The organism is Lutibacter agarilyticus, assembly GCF_900188235.1.
Taxonomy (GTDB): domain Bacteria; phylum Bacteroidota; class Bacteroidia; order Flavobacteriales; family Flavobacteriaceae; genus Lutibacter; species Lutibacter agarilyticus.
Map to the genome: position 1 here is coordinate 85,023 of NZ_FZNT01000002.1, position 17,700 is coordinate 102,722.

Here is a 17,700-nt window from a genome sequence, read left to right on the forward strand (position 1 = left end):
TCTTATTTTTTTGGTAAAATTATTTTAAAAACTGTTCCTTTATCAGTTTCTGTTGTATAAGTTATACTGCCATTATAGGTTTCAACAATGTTTTTAACCATTGGCAATCCTAAGCCCATACCACTTGATTTTGTGGTAAATCTAGGTTCAAATATTTTAGCTCTATCTTCTTCTAAAATTCCTTTCCCATTATCAGCTACCAAAATTACTACACTATTATTTTCTTCTAATACTGAAACTTCAATTTTCTTAAATTCAACATCTTCTAACGCCTGGGTTGCATTTTTAACCAAATTTGTAACTACTCTTATTAACTGTGTTTTATCTAATTCGGCAATAATTTCTTCTTCTTTTGAAAAAAAGGAAATATAATCTTCCGTAAAAATATCTAAGGCGTGATTTACAACATCAACCACATTTAATGCTTCTTTGTTTTGAGTTGGCATTTTAGCAAAATTCGAAAATGCTGAAGCAATGGAACTCATAATATCTATTTGCTGAATTAATGTCTCACTAAACTCATTCAATTTATCATAAATTTTTGGGTCGTTCGCATCAAATCTACGTTGAAAACTTTGCACCGTTAACCGCATTGGTGTTAGTGGGTTTTTAATTTCATGCGCCACTTGTTTTGCCATTTCACGCCAAGCCTGCTCACGCTCACTTTTCGCCAATTTTAAAGCACTCTCCTCCAACTCATTAACCATTTCATTGTAGGCGTTTACTAAGGTAAAAATCTCGGTACTAGCATTGTTTAAAATAATTTTTTCGTTGCGTTTATTCAAACGGGTATGCGCCATTTTATCTGTTACTTCTTTTATAGAACGCGTAATGTAACTTGAAATAAAATACGCCAATGCTATTGCCAATAAAAACATTAAAGCATACACAAAGCCCATTCTAACTAAAAACTCTTCCAAATCTTTATCTTGAGCGGTATTGTCCTGCACATACTGTAAATTTAAAATTCCAATTGGCTTGAACTTTGTATCGGTAATGTAGGTATATGAGGATTGAAAACTATTTCCTTTTACAACCTTCGTATTTATATACCTGTGCTTATAATTTGAAGAAATCTTTTCTAAAATAGTATCTGATAAAACTACTGGCGCATCATTTTTCACAAAACCTGCATGGGAGCTAATAGTTAACCTTCCACTTAATTCATAAATATTAATTTCTAAATTTTCAATATCTGAAATTTCATAAATTTTATCTTTAAAAATATAGGCCAGATTTTTAGTTTCTAAAGGGTAGGTATTTCCTGTATTAAACCAATAATTAATAGCTGCTTTTACAGAATCCTCTTTTCTTTCTAATCGACCTTGATTGTACTCGTCATTCTGTTCTTTGTATTGGTAAATTGTAACTGCCGCAATTAAAACGGAAGCCAGTAATATTAACAATATCATGGCTAAGAATATTCTGTGACGAAGAGATAGCTGCTTAATTTTCATGGTTTATTTTGAAGTAAATATACTGATAATTTTACAGCCTATTCACAATAAACATACCAAAACCTATTTGTAGCGAAGTTTAAAAAACAGGATAATTAAAGTTAAAATTGCAGTAATACTATTGGCAACAATCATAGCAAAGCTATTTAAGTGAATACCATACAACAACCACAATATAATACCCACAAACATGGCAATATACATTGTTAAAGAAATATTACCGGCCGATTTTGTTTTCCAAGTTTTATACACCTGCGGAATATAAGCCGAAGTTGTTAAAAAGGCAGCTACTAAACCTACTATTTCAAATTTATCTATCATTGTTATATATAAAGTAGGCTGTAAAATTAAACAAAAAGCTTTCATAAAATATGAAAGCTTTTTGTTTAATTGAATATTTATTTAAAAGAATTTTATAAAATTTCTTTACAAACTATTTCTCCTTTAACAATATTTAATCCTTTTTTTAGATATGAATTTGAATCACAAGCATTTGCCCAGCCTTTATTTGCTATTTGCAATACATAAGGCAATGTAACATTGGTTAATGCAATTGTTGATGTATAAGGAACTGCACCTGGCATATTAGCTACACAATAATGTACTACATCATCAATTATATAAATTGGATCTTCGTGTGTAGTTGGTTTTGTAGTTTCAATACAACCCCCTTGATCTACAGCAACATCAACTATTACAGTCCCTGGCTGCATTTCTTTCAACATATCACGTGTAATTAATTTTGGTGCTTTTGCTCCTGGAATTAATACCCCACCAACAATTAAATCGGCATCTTTAATATGTCTTCTAATATTATATTCACTTGAAAACTCTGTAATTACATTGTTCGGCATTATATCATTAATATAACGCAATCTATCCATATTAATATCTAAAATATTAACAATAGCACCCAATCCGGCCGCCATTTTTGCAGCCTGCACACCTACAACTCCACCTCCTAAAATTAATACTTTCCCTGGTCGAACACCCGGTACACCACCTAGTAAAACCCCTTTTCCTTTAATTGGTTTTTCTAAATATTTAGCACCTTGTTGAATAGCCATTCTACCAGCTACTTCAGACATTGGAGTTAATAAAGGCAAAGTACCTTTATTATCATCAACAGTTTCATAAGCAATACAAACTGCCTTACTTGCAACCATTGCATCTGTTAATGTTTGATTTGAAGCAAAATGAAAATATGTAAATATAATTTGACCTTCTTTAGCCAAGCTATACTCTTCTTCAATTGGTTCTTTCACTTTCACAATCATATCAGCAATTGCATACACCTCTTCAATTGTAGGAAGTATGTTAGCACCAGCATTTATATAATCACTATCACCAAAACCACTATCAAATCCTGCTCCTTTTTGAACATAAACTGTATGGTTATTTTTGGTAAGTTCAAAAACTCCTCCAGGAGTAATTGCCACTCTACTTTCGTTGTTTTTTATTTCCTTAGGAAGTCCTACAATCATTTTTATTGAAGTTTTAAATATTCTACAAAAAAATCAAAAAAAATCAAATATAAACACTACAATATTAGTAGCATTACATATTATATTATCCTAACCAACTATGTTAATTATCTTCCCTGGAACTACAATTACTTTTTTAGGTGTTCTACCTTGTAATTGTTCTATTGTTTTTTCGTGTGCCATTGCCGCAGCTTCAATTTCATCTTTACTTAAATCTAAAGATAACTCCATAGTAAAACGCATTTTACCATTAAATGAAACAGGATATACTTTACTACTCTCCACCAAATATTTAGGCTCAAAAATTGGAAAATCAGCCGTTGAAACCGAAGTTTTATGTCCTAATTTAGCCCACAATTCTTCAGCAATATGCGGTGCATACGGTTCAATAATTATAGCTAAAGGTTCTAAAATAGCTCGCTTGTTACATTTTAACGCTGTTAACTCGTTAACGGCAATCATAAATGTTGAAACCGAAGTATTGAAAGAGAAATATGCAATATCTTCTTCAACCTTTTTAATGGTTTTATGTAAGGTTTTAAACTCTTCTTTTGTTGGCTCATCATCTGAAACTGAAAATTCACCATCAACAACATATAATTTCCACAGTTTTTTTAAGAAACTATACACTCCTGAAATACCTGAAGTTTTCCAAGGTTTAGATTGCTCTAAAGGGCCTAAAAACATCTCAAACAAACGTAAACTATCAGCGCCGTATTCTTCACAAATTTGATCAGGATTTACCACATTGTATTTAGATTTCGACATTTTCTCTACCTCTCTACCAACAATGTATTTTCCGTCTTCCAACACAAACTCAGCATCTTTATATTCTGCTCGCCAGTTTTTAAACGCTTCAATATCTAATTCATCAGAAGTGTTTACAAAAGCAACATCTGAATGAATTGGATGTACTTTTAAATCTCCAATTAATCCTTTGGAAACAAATTTATTTTCACCTTCTACTCTATAAACAAAAGCAGAAGTTCCTGTAATCATCCCTTGGTTGATTAACTTTTTAGCATATTCATCAACAGGTACAATACCTTTATCAAATAAGAATTTTTGCCAAAAACGTGAATACAATAAATGCCCCGTTGCGTGCTCGCTACCACCAATATACAAATCTACATCTTGCCAATATTCAACCGCTTCTTTACTTACAAATTCCTCTGTATTTGTAGGATCCATATAACGGTTAAAGTAAGAAGAACTTCCTGCCCAACCTGGCATGGTATTTAGTTCTAACGGACACACAGTTTCATTATCTATTAAATCGTTGCTAACAATTGTATTGGTTTTAGTATCCCAAGCCCAAACAGTTGCATTTCCTAAAGGTGGTTTTCCATCTTCAGTAGGTAAATATTTTTCAACTTCTGGTAACACAATTGGCAAATACGCTTTGTCAATCATTTGTGGCAATCCGTTTTTATAATACACAGGAAAAGGTTCTCCCCAATAACGTTGACGACTAAAAACAGCATCACGTAAACGGTAGTTTATTTTCCCGTAACCAATTCCTTTCTCTTCAATTTCATAAATGATTCTTTTCATCGCTTTTTTATACGTTAAGCCATTTAAAAAATCAGAATTTGCTATTTTAACACCTTCTTTTGCAGAACAAGCTTCTTCAGAAATATCAACACCTTCAAAAATGTTTGGTATTTCCAATCCGAAATGATTTGCAAATGCATAATCACGTTCATCTCCACAAGGAACCGCCATTACAGCACCTGTTCCGTAACCTGCCAACACATAATCTCCAATCCATATTTGTACTTTTTTACCCGTAAAAGGGTGCAAAGCATACGCACCTGTAAACACACCCGAAATGGTTTTAACATCGGCCATACGCTCTAATTCACTACGTTTTGCAGTTGCTTTCTGGTATGCTTCAACCGCATCTTTTTGTGCTGCAGTCGTAATTTTTGAAACTAGTTCGTGTTCTGGAGCTAAGGTCATAAAACTTACCCCGTAAATGGTATCAGGGCGTGTTGTGAAAACTGAAATTTCATATTCCGAACTATTTGCAGAAATTGTTTCATTTTTCCTTTCAACCTTTGGTGGTACTGTTGGAAATTGCAAGGCATAATCTATATTAGACATTACAATATTTATGTTTTCTAAAACTTCTTCTTTAGAAAAACGCTTTACACTAAAACCTTCACTTTCAAAATATGCAGTTCTTACAGCTTCATCCTCTTTTCCTGAAAATTCAATAATTATTTTTTTAGTCAAGCATACAAAATCTACCAAAAAAGTACCAATGGTATATTTTGCTCTAAACTTCGATTTTGTTTTTTTCTTTCTTAATTCGTTCCATAACAACTCTTCTTCTTTAGTTGAAGTTGCACGTTTTTCTTTCAGCGCTTCAATTTCTTTTAATGAAAAACTTACTTTTTTACTTTCAGAAATAGCCTCTGACAACACTTTAAAAGAAACCATTGCACCTTCTGAACGACCAATCCAGTAGGTTTGCGAATCTTTCAACGGTTGTGGCCAATCAATTTTATCTAACCCGTCTAATAAACGTTGCGCGTACGCAGTAATTCGCATACTCCATTGCATCATTTTTTTACGAACCACAGGATGACCTCCACGTTCTGAAACACCATTTACAATTTCATCGTTTGCCAATACGGTTCCTAAAGCAGGGCACCAATTTACCTCAGTTTCTGATAAAAAAGTCAAACGGTATTTTAACAATATATGTTGTTGCGCTTCTTCTGAAAAACCATTCCATTCTTCCGCAGAAAAAACAGTAATTTCATCGTCACAAACAGCCTGCATCGTTGCATTTCCTTCTACTTCAAAAATTGAAATTAAGGTTGAAATATCTTCAGCTTTATCGCTTGTTTTATTGTACCAAGAATTGAACAATTGAATAAAAATCCACTGTGTCCATTTATAATAACTAGGATCAGAAGTTCGCACTTCACGAGACCAATCAAACGAAAAACCAATTTTATCCAATTGTTTTCTGTAAGTTTTAATATTGGAAGCCGTAGTAATTGCTGGGTGTTGCCCTGTTTGAATAGCATATTGCTCTGCAGGCAATCCAAAAGAATCGTACCCTTGTGGATGCATTACATTAAAACCTTTATGACGTTTGTAACGCGCATAAATATCAGAAGCAATATAACCTAGCGGATGCCCAACATGTAGCCCGGCACCTGACGGGTAAGGAAACATATCTAACACAAAAAACTTTGGTTTATCTGATTTATTTTCGGCTTTAAACGTTTGGTTATCTGCCCAATATTGTTGCCATTTGGCTTCTATCTCTCTAAAATTATAATCCATGGTCGCTTTCAAATTTTGAAAGCGCAAAGTTACGGTTAATCTACAAAAGAATAAAGTCTAATTTTAAGTAATAACATTTCAAAAAAAAGGTCTATAAACCGAGATTTATAGACCTTAAATTGAAAAAGAACAAATTATCCTTTTACAGGCACGGTAACAATAACATTTCCAAAACCTAAATACATAGTAGCATTAGTATCTTTTCCATCAAAAGCAATTGAAAAGGCTTCAACCAACTCGTTTGACTTTGATACAGTTCCCATTACTCTAACAACATCTTCGCTTTCATTGTAAAAATAAGATCCCCAAACATTTTCAGCAGTACTTAAAATAACAGTCCATTCCTTTTCTCCTGGAATTGTAAATAATGTGTATTTACCCGCTTTTACAGCTTCACCACCAAAGGTTACATCTTTATAAAATGTAATTTCAACAGCTTCATTTGCACCCGTTCTCCAAACCTTACCGCTTGGCGCCAATTCTTCAACAGTTCTTCCTTTTAACTGCGGTCGACTGTATATAACTTTCACCATTTTATTAGATTCCTTATAGCTTGCTGGGTATGCAGCTGCGTCCATTGGACTTTTATCTAATTTCGCGAATTTCTGAGCAGTTATCTCGTTAGAAAACATTAATACGATTGCCAAAACAGCAACAAATAATACATTTTTTTTCATTTTAATAATTTGAGTTAATAGTTAAAAATTTTACGCTTTGTCTTGTAAAAGTAACTTTCCATACAAAAAACAGTATTAATTTTTTGTTAAAGCCAAAAACAGGTTGTTTTAAAGGGGTATTCTAGTTGCATTTCATTGTTCTAGATTGGTAATAATGCTTAATTTCGCCAATCAATAATTTTCAGTTTTTTTGAATAAAAACACATACAAAGCGCACTTAGCCTTATTAGGCGCAAATGTTATTTATGGTATGAACCATATTATAGCAAAAGATGTAATGCCTGAAAAATTAGGTCCAACAGCCTTTATTTTTCTTAGAATTTTAGGTGCTAGCTTACTGTTTTGGACGATTAAAAGCTTTATTAAAGAAAAAATTGACAAAGAAGATTATTTTAGATTGATAGTTTGCGGTATTTTAGGAATTGCCATTAATCAGCTGTTATATTTTCACGGACTCAATTTAACTTCACCTATTGATGCTTCTATTATTTATACTTCTGTACCGGTTTTAGTATTAATTTTCAGTTATTTTTTATTGAAAGAACAAATAACTCGAACCAAAATATTAGGCATTGCTATTGGTGGAACAGGCGCATTGTTACTTATTTTATATGGAAACAAAAATGAAGGAACAAGTACACTCTTAGGAAATGGATTGATTTTTTCAAATGCTATTTTTTATGCTTTTTACTTGGTGTATGTAAAACCATTAATGAAAAAATATCAACCTATAACAGTAATTAGTTGGGTATTTTTAATTGGATTTCTATTTATGATTCCGTTTGGATTAAACAGTGTAATCAACACGAATTTTAGCGCATTTACACTAAATACCTATTTAATAATTGCTTTTGTAATTATAGGAACCACATTTTTAACCTATTTATTTAACATTTATGCCCTCACCAAAGTACCTCCATCAGTTAATGGAAGTTATATTTATTTACAGCCTGTTGTTAGTTTTGTAATGGTGAGTATTTATGCTTTTGTTTTAGGTAAAAATGAATATGCACAAGACATAAATCTTACAAAAATTATTAGTTCTATACTGGTAATTGCAGGTGTTTATTTAATTAGCAAAAAAGAGTAAATATTTAATTACGAATGCCAAATGACCGATTCAATAATTAAGAAATGGATTTATAATTAAAATTTCGTAATTTATAATTGCCAATTCTTAATTACCCGCTCTTGCTTTATTTTCCTGCGGAAGTAAGGCGTAATAAATTAAATCGTTGGTTGGAGTTGGCACACCCAACTCTTTTCCTAAACGCACAATTGTACCGTTTTGCGCTTCTAATTCTGAAGGTTTTCCTTCCATAATATCACGTTGTAACGATGCTGTTGTTTCATAAGGCAACGACTCAATAATTTCAAATTGCTTCGCTATTATATTTTCTGGTAAAGAAACTCCTTTAGCTTTTGCAATAGCATAAATTTCTTCAGCAGCTTTTAGCATCATATTTTTAATATATGGCGAAGCTAACATTTCGCCATGCGTTGCTCTTGTTAAAGCACCCAACGCACTTACGGTAGTAATGTATAAATATTTTGTCCAAATTTCTTTTTGAATATCTTCGGCTAATTTATTGGTTATTTTAGCTTTATTTAATACTTTTTCTAATTGAAGTACTCTTGCTGTTTTTTCGTTATTTAGCTCTCCAAAAACAATGGTTGGTTCATAAGCAACGTGATTTATAACACCATAATCTTCAACAAAACTAACCACTTTACACAAACCTCCTAACACATGCTTTTTATCAATTACTGAGCTTAAAACTTCAGCATTTTCGCAACCATTTAGTAATGAAATAACCGTGGTATTTGCATTTAAAACGGGCTTAATAATTTCTGCAACTTCTTTAACTTGCCACGTTTTTACACACACTAAAATTAAATCTATGTTTTCAACTTCTGCAATATTAGCAGTTGCATTTGCAGGGTTCACCAAATAATCTCCGTTTACACTTTTAAGCTGTAAGCCATTGTTTTTAATTGCTTCTAAATGTTTGCCACGTGCTATAAAAGTGACATTATTTCCTGCCTGAGCTAAACGTGCTCCAAAATATCCTCCAACTCCTCCTGTACCGTAAACTACTATATTCATTTTTGAAATTTTAACTTCAAAAATAATGATTTATTATAAAGACATAAGCTTTAAACCTAAAAAATAAGTTCTAGGCATGGATGGGCCATAAATATAATTACTATCTCGATTTTTACCTGAGTCAAAATCTGATTGATAGTCATCGAACATATTTTTAACACCACCATACAACTCGATTCCTGTTTTTAGCTTTTCAATATTAAACGTATAAGTGGATTTGAAACCTAATTCTGCGAAACTTTTAGACTTCACAAATTCATCTGTTAATAGTTCTGGAGCTCCAGCTAAGTGCAAAACATCCATTTCTCCAGTATATAGAAAGTTAATTGCAGTATTAAACTTTTTTGAAAAAGTAAACGTCATGGTAGCATAACCATACGCTTCAGGGGTCCTTAAAAATTCATTTTTTGAAGGTAAATTTTCTGAGTAAACTACAGCTTCACTAAACTTACTAGATTGTAACGTAAACCCTGTTTCTAATTGAACTTTTTTATTATAATTTGCTCGTAATTCTAAAGTAACCCCTTTTACAGTTGCTTCATCTCCGTTTCGTTTCTCATAAACTTCTCCAAATTCATCTTCTCCTAATGGATGCTGATAAAATGCATCGGTTAAATTGGTGTAAAAGCCTTCTAAAGTAAAACCTGCAATAAAATTTTCTGAAGCTTTATCGTAATTAATAGATGTAGTTAAACTTTGAGATCTTTCTTCCTTTAAGTTATCTGCTAATCGGATTCTTGAAATTCCTCCACCTGCAAAAGCAATGTGTAAATCAGCATCAAAAGCTTGTGGAGCTTTAAAACCAGTTCCATAAGTAAATCTTAACTGAGTTCTTTCTAAAGGTTTATATAACAAAGAAACTCTTGGACTAAACACAAAGTAATTTAAAAAATTATGTTTATCTGCTCTTATTCCAGCTAGTATATTCCACTTTTCAGAAACTTCCCAATCGCTTTGAGCAAACAACCCTAAATTAGTTGTTTTTTGATCTATTAAATAATTATAAGCTTCAATTTCATCATAAACTTTATCTTCTACAAATTCAGTTCCAATAGATATTGTATTAAAGCCATTCAAAAAACTTAAGAACTTATGGTTGAATTGCATTCCTCCTTGATACGTTTTCACATCTGAAATTCCATACGGAGGGTTTTCTAAATGGTTTTGAATTTCATTTTCTTCATCTGGAAATATACCTGTATAATGATCTCTATTTGTTTTTTGAGCTGAAAAATAAGTTATTAATGAAGTATTATCGTTATTAAAGTTAATTTGATAATCTAAAGTTCCCATTAAAACATGATGTGTTCTTTCTTCAGATTGTTGTGTTAAAAAAGCTGGTTTATTAACCATTTCGCCTCCATATCTATACTCGTTTAAATAACCAAAACTCATTTCAATTTTTTGATTATAAGAAGGCATAAAAAATGAATTTATGCCAAATGATGTATTTTTTAGTTTTGGTAATTCTGAAAAATTATCATCATTCGCATCATACATTGTTCTATTTCTATGATTCAAAAACACAGACAACCCAGCATTTTCACTCATATTTACAACCGTAGTATTTGCGTTTAATATATTTTCAAAAGCAGCATTTTTAATACTTTGATGCGTATAACTTACTTCAAAACTATCATTTTTAGGTGTTTTTGTAATTACATTCACAGTACCTCCTATTGCTCCAGAACCATACAAAGCAGAACCACCACCACGAACAACTTCAACCCTATCTATCATATTTGCAGGTATTTGCTCTAAACCATACAACCCTGTAAGTGGACTAAAAATTGGCCGACCATTAATTAATATTTGGGAATAACCACCTGCAAGTCCATTCATTCTTAATTGTGTGTAATTACATGTTTGGCAATCGGTCTCTACCCGTAAACCAGTTTGAAAACGCAAACCTTCAGATAAACTACAAGCCTGTACATCATTTAGTAATTTACTATCAATCACATTTACAATTACTGGTGAATTGGTTTGTTTTTTAAATGTTCTTGTTCCTGTAACAACAACCTGTTCTAATCCAAACAAATCTTCTTCTAACTCAAAGTTTAAAATTTTTGTTTCATTTATATTAATTGAAACCTTAAGCTCCCTTGATTTGAACCCAATAGCGCTTGCTACAACTATAAAATTTCCTTTAGGAACAGTAAATTTAAATTCCCCATTCATATCTGCTGAAGACCCTATTGTTGAATTTTTTATATAAACTGTTGCTCCTGGTATTGGATTATCACCTCCAGACACAATACCTTTAATAATTGACCCGCCATTAGTGTTTTTTTTTGCAAATACCGCTATACAAAATAGCAATATTACTATATTAATAGATGTTTTCAATGTTTTTAATTTTTTGGCAAATCTATAATTATTTTTAGACTTGTCTAAATATTTATTTATATTATTAAAAAATGTATATTTGCATTTAATGGAATTAAAATTATCACAAACCGAAGAAAACTACATAAAAGCAATCTACAGTATTGAGGTACATACTGGTAAAAGTGTTAGCACTAATAAGATTGCCGAGAAACTAAAAACCAAAGCTTCTTCAGTATCTGATATGATTAAAAAATTATCAGATAAAAAATTAGTTTATTACAAAAAATATCAAGGAACTAAATTAACTTCTGAAGGAAAATCAATTGCTGTAAAAATTGTACGTAAACATAGAATTTGGGAAGTTTTTTTAGTAAATAACCTAGATTATACCTGGGATGAAGTACACGATTTAGCTGAACAACTTGAGCATATAAAGTCTAATACTCTAATTAACAAGTTAGAAGCTTATTTAAATTTCCCTACACACGACCCACACGGAGATCCAATTCCAGATAAAGATGGAAATATTGAGCACCACAAAAACATTATGCTATCATCAGCTAAAGTTGGAGAGAATTGCACTGTTATTGGCGTAAAAGATTCATCTTCTTCATTTTTAAAGTTTTTGGACAATACCAAAATTAAGCTAGGATCTCAATTAAAAATAATTTCAATTGAAGAGTTTGACAATTCTATGATTATAGAAAATAACAACTCTCAGAAATCAATATCTCATCAAATTTCAAAAAATTTATTTGTAAAAAAATTATAAAATGGAACAAATCATCACCTATTTCGAAAGTATAGACCCAATTTTAGCGGCATTTTACGCAACCCTTTTTACATGGGGATTAACAGCTGCTGGTGCAGCATTGGTATTTTTATTTAAAGGGTACAACAGAGCCGTTTTTGATGGAATGCTAGGTTTTACTGGCGGTGTAATGGTAGCTGCAAGTTTTTGGAGTTTATTGGCTCCTGGAATTGAAATGAGCCCTGGAGATGGATTTGTAAAAGTGATTCCTGCTGTAGTTGGTTTTGCATTGGGTGCGCTCTTTTTATATGGATTGGATAAAGTATTGCCACATTTACATATCAACTTTAAAGAAAGTGAAAAAGAAGGAGTTAAAACACCTTGGCACAAAACTACCTTATTAGTATTGGCCATTACTTTACATAACATTCCTGAAGGGTTAGCTGTTGGTGTATTGTTTGGTGGAGTTGCTGCTGGTTTTGATGGTGCCACAATAGGAGGTGCAGTTGCATTGGCAATTGGTATTGGCTTGCAAAATTTTCCTGAAGGTTTTGCTGTTTCTATGCCCATTAGAAGACAAGGCGCTAGTAAATGGAAAAGTTTTATGTACGGACAATCATCTGCTTTAGTTGAACCTATTGCCGCTGTTATTGGTGCTTGGGCGGTAATGACTTTTCAACCTGTATTACCTTACGCACTTTCATTTGCTGCTGGCGCAATGATATTTGTGGTTGTTGAAGAAGTTATTCCTGAAACACAACAAGATAAATACACCGATATTGCAACGCTTGGATTTATAGGTGGATTTATTGTAATGATGACTTTGGATGTTGGTCTTGGATAAATTATAAACTAGCAACTGCAATTTGTATTGCAATTCCCTTTCTTTTTAGATTTAAAGAAATACTTCTTTATTAAAAAAGCTATGGCTAACCCTAACGCTATGTAAACTAAAATATCTTGCATTAACTTAAAATATTAAACGCTATTATCGCTGATAAACAAGCCAAAATTCCCATACCAACTAATTGCAATATTGGCCATTTCCAAGTATTGGTTTCTTTTTTTACAATAGCTAAAGTACCTATACATTGCATTGCAAAAGCATAAAAAAGCAATAACGATATTCCTGTTGGAAAATCAAATACTTTTTTACCTGTTGTTGGATTTACTTCGGCAGCCATACGCTGTTTAATGGTGCTTTCATCTCCATCGCTATCTACATTGTAAATAGTTGCTAAAGCACCTACAAACACCTCTCTTGCAGCAAATGAACTTATTAAAGCAATTCCTATTTTCCAATCATACCCCATTGGCTTTATAGCTGGCTCAATTGTTTTACCCATATAACCTATATAGGAATGTTCTAATTTATACGAAGCTATTTTCTTTTGAAGTTCTTCTTTTGAAATGGTACTATTTTCTTCTTGAGCAGCAACCGTTTGTTCTGCATTTTTAAAAGATTCAGGCCCGTTAGAAGCTAAAAACCATAAAACTATTGAAATAGCTAAAATTATTTTTCCAGCACCAAAAACAAATGCTTTTGTTTTTTCGACAACTTCATAAAAAATATTTTTAATTGAAGGGATTTTATAGTTAGGCATTTCAATTACAAACAATGTTTTGTTTTTAATTTTCAATACATGATGTAATAAAATTGCCGATAAAATTGCAGCTGCAAAACCAAGTAAATACAAGGCCATCATTGTTAATCCTTGTAAATTAAGAAATCCAAATATTTTTTTATCAGGAATAATTAACGCAATTAAAATTGCATAAACGGGCAACCTTGCTGAACATGTTGTAAACGGAATAACTAAAATGGTGATTAAACGCTCTTTCCAACTGCTTATATTTCGTGAAGCCATAATGGCTGGAATAGCACAGGCTGTTCCTGAAATTAATGGAATCACACTTTTCCCACTCATTCCAAATCTTCTCATTATTTTATCCATTAAAAAAACAACACGACTCATATAGCCTGTTTCTTCTAAAACGGCAATAAATGTAAATAAAATGGCTATTTGAGGAATAAAAATAATGATCCCTCCTATTCCTGGAATAATACCTTCAGCAACTAAATTGGTAAAAGTACCTGGTGGTAAAACTGATTTTGCCCACGAACTTAAACTTGCAAATGCACTATCAATTAAATCCATTGGGTAACTTGCCCAGTCAAAAATTCCTTGAAAAATAAATAATAAAATTGCCGCGAAAATTACATAACCAAATATTTTATGCGTTAAAACTCTATCTAAAACCCCTCTTAAATCGCTTGCTTTAGATGCATCAACGTTAAAAGTGTTTTTTAAAATTTCATTAATAATTTGATACCTTAAAATTGTTTCTTTATGCTGATATCTTCTTATACAAGCGGCATCCTCTCTAAATTTTAAAACTAAAACTCTTTCTTCATCTGTTAAAAAATCAAACTCTTCATCTTGTGTAATTAATAACCAAGATTTATACAATGGAAAGTTTGGAAATGCCTGTTTTAATTTTGTGAAATAGTCTTTATCAATTCTATCAGTAATATTTGCAATTGGTGTTTTATCTAAATTTTTATAGTCTAAAATTTTAGCTTTTAACTCTTCAATCCCAATTTTTTTTCTAGCACTAGCTAAAACAATCTTTGTTTTTAATTGTTTTTCTAATTTTTCAACATTTAGATTTATCCCTTTACGTTTCATTTGATCAATCATATTGATGACCAAAATTGTTGGGATTTTTAAATCTTTTATTTGCGTAAATAAAAGTAAATTTCTTTTAATATTTTCAACATCTATTACTACAACTACAACATCAGGATAAGTACTATTATTCTCGTTCAACAAAGTATCTAACACCAAAGTTTCATCCATAGATGTTGGGTTGATACTATATGTTCCTGGTAAATCGGTTATTTCAGCTTTTTTTGTACTATTTAATTTACAAATACCTTGTTTTTTATCCACGGTAATACCTGGATAATTTCCAACCTTTTGTTTTAACCCTGTTAATTGATTAAATAATGATGTTTTTCCTGTGTTTGGATTACCTATTAAAGCAACTTTTACAACCCTATCATCGCTCATTCGTTGTACCGTTTGTTACTTAACTAAAGTTATTTTTTCTGCAGTTTCTTTTCGAATAGCCAAATGGCTGCCATTGACTTTAATATACAAAGGATCGTGCATAGGTGCTTTTTGAATTAATTGCACTTCAATACCAGGTAAACATCCCATTTCCAATAATTTTAAAGGGATATTCTCTAAACAAAGTCTTTCAATAAAAGCCTTTTCTCCTATTTGTAAATTTGCAATGGTTTTAAACATTATTAAGAATTATTATAAATAATATATAGCAAATATACTAAATTAGAATGATTCTAAACAATGATAATTGTCACTTTAATTTGATTCAGCCTGCAATATCCTGATATCAGCGGTTAAACGCTCAATGTCTTTTAAATCTGTACCGTCATAAAAACCTCTAATTTGCTTCTTTTTATCTACCAACACAAAGTTTTCAGTATGTACAAAATCCTGCAAACCTCCATCTCCTTCATCCAAAACAGCAAAATAACTTTTTCTGGCCAGCTTGTAAATATGCTTTTTTGAACCTGTTGTAATATTCCATTTTGAATCAATAACACCTTTTACATTTGCATAAGCTCTTAAAACTGAAACACTATCAATTACAGGAGTTACAGAATGCGATAAAAACATCACATCATCATCGTTTTTAAAAGTTTCTTGTAAAACACCCATATTGGTAGTCATAACTGGGCAAATAGTTAAGCAACGCGTAAAAAAGAAATCTGCCACATATATTTTACCTTCATAATTTGCTTGAGTAATAGTATCCCCATTTTGATTGATTAATTGAAAATCGGATACTTTGTGGTTACTTCTAATATGCACTAAAGATTCATCCACCAACCTTGGATTCACATCTGCAGGGTTAAAAACAGGTAATTTTTTTTCAGGGGTTAATAACGTATAGATTGCATAAATCATGATTACCGAGAAAACACCCATAATAGCCAATGTAGGTATTGACTTTTTAAAAAATTTTAAATCCATTTTTCTATAAAATTAGAAAACAAATTTAGCACAATTAGCAAACATACTTACTTTACTCTTCTAAAACTTTGTTAAAAGGAGGTGAACTTTATTTTTAGACTTTTTCAACTGTATTTAAAAACGTACATTTGTGCGATTTTATTTTGAAAAAACATATATGGAAATATTAATTAAGGCATCACAATTTATTTTAAGCTTATCTTTTTTAATTGTTTTGCACGAATTAGGACACTTTATTCCTGCTAAATTATTTAAAACACGTGTAGAAAAATTCTACTTATTTTTTGATTATAAATTCTCTTTATTTAAAAAGAAAATTGGAGATACTGTTTACGGTATTGGTTGGATTCCACTAGGAGGTTATGTAAAAATCTCGGGAATGATTGACGAAAGTATGGATACCGAGCAGTTAAAACAACCTGCTCAACCTTGGGAATTTAGATCTAAACCAGCTTGGCAACGTTTAATTATTATGTTGGGTGGTGTAACCGTGAATTTTATTTTAGGTATTGTAATTTATATTATGATTGCTTTTACTTGGGGAATAGATTACGTAAGCCCTGAAGGCGTAAAAGATGGTTTTGCTGTTAATGAACTATTTAAAGAATACGGATTTAAAGACGGTGATAAAATCACAAAATTTAATGGAGAAATTCCTTTAGATGTTACAGATGTTAACAAACATTTATTTTTAAGAGGATTAACTTCTCTTGAAGTAATTCACGAAGACGGAAATACAGAAACAATAGCCATTCCTGAAAACATTGGCAGTATTATGTGGGAAAATGGCGTATTGGAGCCATTCACAGCAAGAACACTTCCTGTAATTGACACCGTTGTAGTTGATACTCCTGCTGAAAAAGCGGGCTTGTTAAAAGGTGATCGTATTATTTCTGTAAATAATACACCTATTGCATATTGGCAAGATTTTACAACAAAAATACGAACTTCTGAAGGCGAAGTTGCCATTGTTGTTGAACGAAATGGTATCAATAAAAATATTGCTATTTCTCCTACTGAAGACAGAACTATTGGGGTTTCAAATTTCAGACAAAACTCTGTAGATTATCAACATAAAGATTACACTTTTTTAGAAAGTATTCCTGTAGGTAACAATATTGCAGTTTGGCAATTGAAAGATTACATTACTCAGTTCAAATATGTTTTTACTAAAAAAGGAGCAACTAGTATTGGAGGTTTTATAGCCATTGGAAATATTTTCCCTGCAACTTGGAGCTGGCAAGCTTTTTGGAGCATTACAGCCTTTCTATCTATTATGCTTGGTTTTATGAATTTACTACCAATACCCGCACTTGATGGAGGACACGTAATGTTTACTTTATACGAAATGATTACAGGTAGAAAACCTAACGATAAGTTTTTAGAATACGCTCAAATAACTGGATTTATAATTTTAGTTGCGCTACTTCTTTTAGCGAACGGAAATGATATTGTGAAGTTATTTTCATAAGAAATATAACACTTAAAAAAAATGCCGAACAAAAATTTGTTCGGCATTTTTTTTA

At 31.6% G+C, this 17,700-nt stretch carries 15 protein-coding genes; 4 read left to right on the plus strand and 11 right to left on the minus strand.

Features of this window, described 5'->3' with window-relative positions:
* Positions 1-2: 2 nt before the first annotated feature.
* The 5 genes from CHB67_RS03105 to CHB67_RS03125 form a co-directional block, all read right to left on the minus strand.
* Complete coding sequence (locus CHB67_RS03105) at positions 3-1,457, minus strand: sensor histidine kinase (RefSeq protein WP_089380294.1); 1,455 nt, start codon at positions 1,455-1,457, stop codon at positions 3-5.
* A gap of 63 nt (positions 1,458-1,520) precedes the next feature.
* Positions 1,521-1,778 (minus strand): SemiSWEET family sugar transporter, encoded by a 258-nt coding sequence (locus tag CHB67_RS03110; protein ID WP_217900248.1) that lies wholly within the window; start codon positions 1,776-1,778, stop codon positions 1,521-1,523.
* Between the two features lie 92 nt (positions 1,779-1,870).
* Positions 1,871-2,941: an alanine dehydrogenase gene (gene ald / locus CHB67_RS03115; protein ID WP_089380295.1), complete on the minus strand. Its 1,071-nt coding sequence runs from the start codon at positions 2,939-2,941 to the stop codon at positions 1,871-1,873.
* Between the two features lie 90 nt (positions 2,942-3,031).
* The gene (locus tag CHB67_RS03120; RefSeq protein ID WP_089380296.1) at positions 3,032-6,244 is read right to left on the minus strand and encodes a class I tRNA ligase family protein; all 3,213 of its coding nucleotides are present in this window, start codon (positions 6,242-6,244) and stop codon (positions 3,032-3,034) included.
* Between the two features lie 134 nt (positions 6,245-6,378).
* A complete protein-coding gene (locus CHB67_RS03125) occupies positions 6,379-6,921 on the minus strand; it encodes a DUF2911 domain-containing protein (protein WP_089380297.1) in 543 nt (180 codons plus the stop codon).
* A gap of 190 nt (positions 6,922-7,111) precedes the next feature.
* Between CHB67_RS03125 and CHB67_RS03130 the strand changes: the two genes are divergently transcribed.
* Complete coding sequence (locus CHB67_RS03130) at positions 7,112-8,011, plus strand: DMT family transporter (protein WP_089380298.1); 900 nt, start codon at positions 7,112-7,114, stop codon at positions 8,009-8,011.
* Positions 8,012-8,098: 87 nt separating this feature from the next.
* On the opposite strand, the gene CHB67_RS03135 is transcribed toward CHB67_RS03130, so the two are convergent.
* Together CHB67_RS03135 and CHB67_RS03140 are read right to left on the minus strand one after the other, a co-directional pair.
* Positions 8,099-9,028 (minus strand): ketopantoate reductase family protein, encoded by a 930-nt coding sequence (locus CHB67_RS03135; RefSeq protein WP_089380299.1) that lies wholly within the window; start codon positions 9,026-9,028, stop codon positions 8,099-8,101.
* A gap of 33 nt (positions 9,029-9,061) precedes the next feature.
* Complete coding sequence (locus CHB67_RS03140) at positions 9,062-11,377, minus strand: TonB-dependent receptor (protein WP_245813408.1); 2,316 nt, start codon at positions 11,375-11,377, stop codon at positions 9,062-9,064.
* 88 nt (positions 11,378-11,465) lie between these two features.
* Between CHB67_RS03140 and CHB67_RS03145 the strand changes: the two genes are divergently transcribed.
* Together CHB67_RS03145 and CHB67_RS03150 are read left to right on the plus strand one after the other, a co-directional pair.
* Positions 11,466-12,131 carry a metal-dependent transcriptional regulator gene (locus CHB67_RS03145; protein ID WP_089380300.1) on the plus strand — a complete coding sequence of 222 codons (666 nt, stop codon included), beginning with the start codon at positions 11,466-11,468 and terminating at the stop codon, positions 12,129-12,131.
* A 1-nt stretch (position 12,132) separates the two neighbouring features.
* Positions 12,133-12,954 (plus strand): ZIP family metal transporter, encoded by an 822-nt coding sequence (locus tag CHB67_RS03150; protein WP_089380301.1) that lies wholly within the window; start codon positions 12,133-12,135, stop codon positions 12,952-12,954.
* An 8-nt stretch (positions 12,955-12,962) separates the two neighbouring features.
* On the opposite strand, the gene CHB67_RS03155 is transcribed toward CHB67_RS03150, so the two are convergent.
* From CHB67_RS03155 to CHB67_RS03170, 4 genes are all read right to left on the minus strand, one after another.
* Positions 12,963-13,076 carry a FeoB-associated Cys-rich membrane protein gene (locus CHB67_RS03155; protein WP_089380302.1) on the minus strand — a complete coding sequence of 38 codons (114 nt, stop codon included), beginning with the start codon at positions 13,074-13,076 and terminating at the stop codon, positions 12,963-12,965.
* Positions 13,076-15,184 (minus strand): ferrous iron transport protein B, encoded by a 2,109-nt coding sequence (feoB, locus tag CHB67_RS03160; RefSeq protein ID WP_089380303.1) that lies wholly within the window; start codon positions 15,182-15,184, stop codon positions 13,076-13,078. Before feoB ends, CHB67_RS03155 begins: the two co-directional genes overlap by 1 nt.
* A 15-nt stretch (positions 15,185-15,199) precedes the next feature.
* Positions 15,200-15,424, minus strand: coding sequence for a FeoA family protein (locus tag CHB67_RS03165; protein ID WP_089380304.1), 225 nt, complete (start codon positions 15,422-15,424; stop codon positions 15,200-15,202).
* A gap of 75 nt (positions 15,425-15,499) precedes the next feature.
* Entirely contained in the window at positions 15,500-16,174 is a 675-nt protein-coding gene (locus CHB67_RS03170) for an SCO family protein (RefSeq protein ID WP_089380305.1), read from the minus strand.
* 157 nt (positions 16,175-16,331) lie between these two features.
* Here CHB67_RS03170 and rseP point away from each other — a divergent pair, with 157 nt between their 5' ends.
* A complete protein-coding gene (gene rseP, locus CHB67_RS03175; protein ID WP_089380306.1) occupies positions 16,332-17,645 on the plus strand; it encodes an RIP metalloprotease RseP in 1,314 nt (437 codons plus the stop codon).
* Positions 17,646-17,700 lie beyond the last annotated feature (55 nt).

Excerpts from the sequence above, each read along its gene's own strand:
- CHB67_RS03105 (WP_089380294.1), bottom strand. The coding sequence starts at position 1,457 with ATGAAAATTAAGCAGCTATCTCTTCGTCACAGAATATTCTTAGCCATG.
- CHB67_RS03110 (WP_217900248.1), bottom strand. The coding sequence starts at position 1,778 with ATGATAGATAAATTTGAAATAGTAGGTTTAGTAGCTGCCTTTTTAACA.
- ald (WP_089380295.1), bottom strand. The coding sequence starts at position 2,941 with ATGATTGTAGGACTTCCTAAGGAAATAAAAAACAACGAAAGTAGAGTG.
- CHB67_RS03120 (WP_089380296.1), bottom strand. The coding sequence starts at position 6,244 with ATGGATTATAATTTTAGAGAGATAGAAGCCAAATGGCAACAATATTGG.
- CHB67_RS03125 (WP_089380297.1), bottom strand. The coding sequence starts at position 6,921 with ATGAAAAAAAATGTATTATTTGTTGCTGTTTTGGCAATCGTATTAATG.
- CHB67_RS03135 (WP_089380299.1), bottom strand. The coding sequence starts at position 9,028 with ATGAATATAGTAGTTTACGGTACAGGAGGAGTTGGAGGATATTTTGGA.
- CHB67_RS03145 (WP_089380300.1), top strand. The coding sequence starts at position 11,466 with ATGGAATTAAAATTATCACAAACCGAAGAAAACTACATAAAAGCAATC.
- CHB67_RS03150 (WP_089380301.1), top strand. The coding sequence starts at position 12,133 with ATGGAACAAATCATCACCTATTTCGAAAGTATAGACCCAATTTTAGCG.
- CHB67_RS03155 (WP_089380302.1), bottom strand. The coding sequence starts at position 13,076 with ATGCAAGATATTTTAGTTTACATAGCGTTAGGGTTAGCCATAGCTTTT.
- feoB (WP_089380303.1), bottom strand. The coding sequence starts at position 15,184 with ATGAGCGATGATAGGGTTGTAAAAGTTGCTTTAATAGGTAATCCAAAC.
- CHB67_RS03165 (WP_089380304.1), bottom strand. The coding sequence starts at position 15,424 with ATGTTTAAAACCATTGCAAATTTACAAATAGGAGAAAAGGCTTTTATT.
- CHB67_RS03170 (WP_089380305.1), bottom strand. The coding sequence starts at position 16,174 with ATGGATTTAAAATTTTTTAAAAAGTCAATACCTACATTGGCTATTATG.
- rseP (WP_089380306.1), top strand. The coding sequence starts at position 16,332 with ATGGAAATATTAATTAAGGCATCACAATTTATTTTAAGCTTATCTTTT.